Genomic DNA, 5037 nt, shown 5'->3' on the forward strand with positions numbered 1-5037 from the left:
GCGAAGAGGAACTCGTTCCAGGCGATCATGAAGTCGTAGAGCGCCACCGCCATGATCGACGGCATCGCCAGGGGCAGGCTGACGCGGCGGATGATGCCGAGCCGACCGGCGCCGTCGATCGCCGCGGACTCCTCCAGACTGACCGGGATCGTCTCGAAGTAGTTCTTCAGCATGTAGACCGACACCGGCAACGTCTGCGAGATGTAGACCAGCACCAGACCGAACAGCGAGCCGCGCAGCCCGGCCCGGGTGAAGACCACGAACAGCGGGATCGCGATGACGATCGACGGGAACAGGTAGACCGCCAGGAACAGGAAGTCCACCTGCCGCCGGCCGAAGAACCGCAGCCGGGCCACCGCGTACGCGCCGGGGATCGCGACCAGCAGGGTGAGCACGGTCGCCGCGACGGCGACCAGCCCGCTGTTGCGGATGAAGGTGAGGAAACCCTGGCCGCCGTCGTCGGTGGCCTTGAGAACCTCGGCGTACGTGGCAACGGTCAGCTCACCGAAGCCGACCACCAGCGCGCCCGGGTCGAGCAGCAGCCGCTCGATGGGGCGCACCGAGAGCACCAGCATGTAGTAGAAGGGGAAGACGGTGATCACCAGGAACACGGCGATCACCAGGCGGCGCAGCCAACGCAGGCTCACCGTCTCGACCACGTCCCGGTCCATCAGCCCACCCTCCGTCCGAAGAAGCGCAGATAGATCAGCACGAACACGATGAGCACCACGGCCAGCACGACCGCCTGCGCGGCGGCGGCCCCGATGTCGGTACGCGCGGTGAGGAACTCGTACACCCGGACGCTGACCACCTCGGTGCCGGCCGCACCACCGGTGAGCAGGTAGACGTCGTCGAACTTGTTGAACGTCATGATGAAGCGCAGCACACCCAGCAGGGCGATCACCGGCAGCAGTTGCGGCAGCAGGATGTGCCGGAACCGCTGGGTGGGGGTGGCCCCGTCGACGCGGGCGGCCTCCTCCAACTCGCCGGGCACCGCCTGCAGCCGGGCCAGCAGGAACAGGAACGCGAACGGGAAGTACCGCCACGCCTCGAAGACGATCACCGTGGCCAGCGCGGTCGACTCCTGGGTGAGGAACGGCACCGGGGCGTCCCAGCCGAGCAGGCGTTGCCCCCACGCGTTGACGATGCCGAGCTGCGGGTCGAGCATCACCTGCCAGACGAACGTCACCGCGACCACCGGTGCCACGTACGGCAGCAGCATGGAGGCCCGGACCAGGGTGCGGCCCCGGAACGGCCGGCGGACGACCAGAGCGGCCACCAGACCGAGCAGGATCGACCCGACGGTGCCGCCGATGCTGTAGATCAGCGTGACCCACAGCGTCTCGGCGAAGCCCGGGGTGTGCAACACCCGGTCGATGTTGTCCATGGTGAACTCGCCGAACAGGCCGGTCTTGCGCAGCGTCGCGAGCCGGACGCGCTGGAACGCGAGCACCAGGGTCCACACGATCGGGATGCCGATGACCGCGATGGTGACGAGCAGGGTCGGTGCGACAAGCGCGAGCCCGGCCCGGGATTCGCGGCGGCGCAGGGTCAACTTTCGGCGCCGGGGTGGCGCCGGCCGCTCCCGGGTGGGGGAGCGGCCGGGGCCGGGCGCGGTGGTGGTCAATTGACGCCCGCCTTGATGGCGTCGACGTCCCTCTTGGCGCGGTTAGCGGTGGCCGCCGCGTCGGACTTGCCGGAGACGAGGTCGCCCAGCACCTTGGGCACCGGCAACTCGCCGAGCATGGCGCCGACCAGCTTGCCCTGCCCCTGACTGAGACCCCACCGCCCGAAGGTGTCCGGGCTGCGGCGCAGCGTGGCCAGCACCTCGTCGCCGTACACGTCGCTGAGGGGCTTCTTCGCGTTCACGCCCGCCTGGCTGGTGTTCCAGGCGGTCAGGTACGCCTCCGGCTCGGCGGGGGTGCCCTTGCGCACCGGGAAGCGGCCCTCCGGGGACATGCCGAACCAGCGCGGGTAGCCGTCACCGAGCATGTACTCCACGAAGGACTTCGCGGGGTCGGCCGCCGCGCCGTCCAGCACGGCCCAGGAGCTGATCTCGCCGTACTGGGCCGGCTCGGTGCCGTTCGGGCCCTTGATCGCGGTGACGAACCCGCTGTTCTTCGCGAGGAACCCCGGGTCGGCCTGGCACTGGGGGCAGGTCGGCTTGGCGTCGTCGCGCAGCCCGGCCAGCTCGTCGAGGATGAACGGCGACCAGATCACCATGGCCGCCTTGCCCGCGAAGTAGGTGGCCCGGGTGGTGTCGACGTCCTGCGCGCCCTTCACGGAGCTGGTGCGGATCAGGTCACCGTAGAAGCGGAACGCCTCGACGCACTGGGGTGAATCGAGGGTCACCTTCCCCGAGTCGTCGGTGAGCTGGCAGCCGTTGGCCAGCGCCAGGTGCTCGAAGGTCTGCTGGGTGAACACGTCGCTGGGGGCGGTCGCCGCGGTGATGCCGGCGACGCCGCCGGTGTTCAGCCGCGCCGCGGCGGCGGTGATCCGCTCGTACGTGTCGGGGGTGGGCAGGCCGGCCGCGGCGAACAGGTCCTTGCGGTAGACGAGCAACTGCCCCCACCCGTCGCTGGGCACGGAGAGCTGTTTGCCGTCGTCGGCGGTGAGCTCCAGCGCCCGGGGGGAGAACGTCTGCTTGCCCAGCTTGTCGACGACCTCCGCGTTCGCCGAGGCGTGCAGCAGCTCGTTGCCAGCGAGCGTACGGATGCCGGCGAGGGAGACCGACCCGACCACGTCGGGCAGGTCGCCGGCGGCGGCGTTGGCGGCGATCAGGGAGGGGAACTGGTCCTCGTTGACGGTCACGAGGTCGACCTGGATCCCGGTCTTGGCGGTGAAGTCGGCGATGATCGCCTTGGTGGCGGTGACCCGGTCGGCCACGTCCTCCAGGCTCCAGACGGTGATCTTCTTGCTGTTGCTGTCCGGTTCGTCGTCGCCGCAGGCCAGCAGGGTGGACGTGGTCAGTGCCATGATCAGGGTGGTGGCGAGTATCCGCCTCGGAGGTGCTGACATCGGTGGCACTCCTCTCGAAGGGTACATGCCGGATTCAACACCTTCGATTGATCAATAACAAGACATATTGCGATTTTGTGTCTATCCTGGAGCCCAGTGCTACCGGGATGTGACACATGGGCAACTGGGTGGTCTCTCTCGCCGGGCCTCGACGCATCAGTCTCGAGCCCTGCCCGCCGGATCCGCTCGGCCCCGGCCAGGTCCGAGTTCGCACCTGCTACTCGGGCATCTCCGCCGGCACCGAGCTGACCCTCTACCGGGGCAGCAATCCCCGGCTCAGCAAGGACTGGGACGACACCGCCCGGATGTTCGTCCCCCGACAGACCCCGGTGCCCTACCCGTTGATCGGCTTCGGTTACGAAGAGGTCGGCGAGGTCATCGAGGTCGCACCGGAGGTCACCGACCGGCATCCGGGGCAGCTCGTCTGGGGCATCTGGGGGCATCGGGCCGAGGCCGTGCTCGCCGCCGACGCGGTCCGTGCGCTCCCTCCCGGGCTGGACCCGCTCGCCGCCGTCTTCGCCCGCCCCGGCGCCATCGCGCTGACCGCCGTGCTCGCCGGCGACCTGCACCTCGGCGACTGGGTCGGCGTCTTCGGGCAGGGCGTCATCGGGCTGCTCGCCACCCGGCTCGCCGTGCTCTCCGGGGCCCGGGTGGTGGCCGTCGATCCGGTGCCCGACCGGCTGGAGCACGCCACCCGGTACGGCGCCCGATCCACAGTCGACGCCACTGTCGCCTCCGCCGCCGCCGTGCTGCGCCGGGCCACCGACGGCCGGGGGGCCGACGTCTGCCTGGAGTTGTCCGGCGCCTACCCGGCGCTGCACGAGGCGATCCGCGCCACCACCCACGCCGGCCGGGTCGTGGCCGCCGGCTTCTACCAGGGCCAGGCCGACGCGCTCGGCCTCGGCGAGGAGTTCCACCACAACCGCATCCAGTTGGTGGCCGCCCAGGTCTCCGGCCCCACCCCCGCGCCGAGCATGGCCGGCCGGTGGACCGGAGACCGGGTCGCGCAGACCTTCATGGACCTGGTGGCCGACCGCAGCGTCGACCCGCTGCCGCTGGTCAGCCACATCGTCGACGCCAGCGCGGTCGCCGACGCCCTCGCGCTGCTCGACCGCGGCGCCGGTGACGTCCTCCAAGTCGTGCTGAGGTTCTAGATGACCACCATCGCGCTGGCCTGTCAGGAACAACTCCTGCCGGGCGCCAACCTGATCCAGAAGTACGCCCTCGCGGCCGCCCTCGGCTACCAGGGCATCGAGCTACGCGGCCGGGGCGACCTCGCGTTCGCCCGCCGGCTGCCCGAGCTGCGCCGGGCCCGCGCCGCCGGGGTGGTGATGCCCACCGTCTGCGTCGAGATGGACCACTTCATCGGCGACTTCGACCCGGCCCGCTCCGCCGACGCCGTCCGCAACCTGCGCTCCCAGCTCACGGTGATCGCCGAGCTGGGCGGCGTCGGGGTGATGACCCCGGCCGCCTGGGGGATGTTCTCCCGGCGACTGCCGCCGTTCGAGCCACCGCGCGCGCCGGACGGCGACCGGCAGGTGCTCCTCGACGCCCTGGGCGAGCTGGGCGAGCACGCCCGGGCCGAGGGCGTCACCCTCTTCCTGGAACCCCTCAACCGGTACGAGGACCACATGGTCAACCGGCTCGACGAGGCGGTGGCGCTCTGCGCCGCGCTCGGGCTGCCGTCGGTCCGGGTGGTCGCCGACACCTTCCACATGAACATCGAGGAGGACGACGTGCACCGTGCGCTGCGCGCCGCCGCGCCGTACCTCGGGCACGTGCAGGTCAGTGACTCCAACCGGTACCAGCCCGGCGCCGGGCACCTGGACTGGCCGGCGCTGGTGCGCACCCTGCTGGAGCTGGACTACCGGGGCTGGCTGGCCCTGGAGTGCCGGCTTCGCGGCGACCCGGTCCGGGCCCTGCAACAGGCGGCCACGGTGCTGCGACACGCGTTGCCCCGGCGGGCCGCCGCGTGACCGCCGACGCCGAGCCGACAAGCGTCGACGCGCCAGCGGCCGG

At 71.0% G+C, this 5037-nt stretch carries 5 protein-coding genes; 2 read left to right on the forward strand and 3 right to left on the reverse strand.

Annotated features, from left to right (window positions below; genetic code table 11):
* The 3 genes from PSH25_RS27430 to PSH25_RS27440 form a co-directional block, all read right to left on the reverse strand.
* Positions 1–671 (reverse strand): carbohydrate ABC transporter permease (locus tag PSH25_RS27430; RefSeq protein WP_238661791.1); only part of this gene is annotated, 671 nt, incomplete at its 3' end.
* Positions 671–1627: a carbohydrate ABC transporter permease gene (locus tag PSH25_RS27435; protein WP_238661792.1), complete on the reverse strand. Its 957-nt coding sequence runs from the start codon at positions 1625–1627 to the stop codon at positions 671–673. The genes PSH25_RS27435 and PSH25_RS27430, both read right to left, overlap by 1 nt.
* On the reverse strand, positions 1624–3018 hold the full coding sequence (locus PSH25_RS27440) for an ABC transporter substrate-binding protein (RefSeq protein ID WP_238661793.1): 1395 nt from the start codon (positions 3016–3018) through the stop codon (positions 1624–1626). The genes PSH25_RS27435 and PSH25_RS27440 overlap by 4 nt, the downstream gene beginning before the upstream one ends.
* A gap of 116 nt (positions 3019–3134) precedes the next feature.
* Between PSH25_RS27440 and PSH25_RS27445 the strand changes: the two genes are divergently transcribed.
* Entirely contained in the window at positions 3135–4172 is a 1038-nt protein-coding gene (locus PSH25_RS27445; RefSeq protein ID WP_238661794.1) for a zinc-dependent alcohol dehydrogenase, read from the forward strand.
* Positions 4173–4994, forward strand: coding sequence for a sugar phosphate isomerase/epimerase family protein (locus PSH25_RS27450; protein ID WP_238661795.1), 822 nt, complete (start codon positions 4173–4175; stop codon positions 4992–4994).
* The last annotated feature ends 43 nt before the right edge of the window (positions 4995–5037 follow it).

It is taken from the genome of Micromonospora foliorum, assembly GCF_022229015.1.
Classification (GTDB): Bacteria; Actinomycetota; Actinomycetes; order Mycobacteriales; family Micromonosporaceae; genus Micromonospora; species Micromonospora foliorum.

Bases quoted from the DNA above. Each gene is read 5' to 3' on its own strand.
- PSH25_RS27440 (WP_238661793.1), bottom strand. From the start codon at position 3,018: ATGTCAGCACCTCCGAGGCGGATACTCGCCACCACCCTGATCATGGCA.
- PSH25_RS27445 (WP_238661794.1), top strand. From the start codon at position 3,135: ATGGGCAACTGGGTGGTCTCTCTCGCCGGGCCTCGACGCATCAGTCTC.
- PSH25_RS27450 (WP_238661795.1), top strand. From the start codon at position 4,173: ATGACCACCATCGCGCTGGCCTGTCAGGAACAACTCCTGCCGGGCGCC.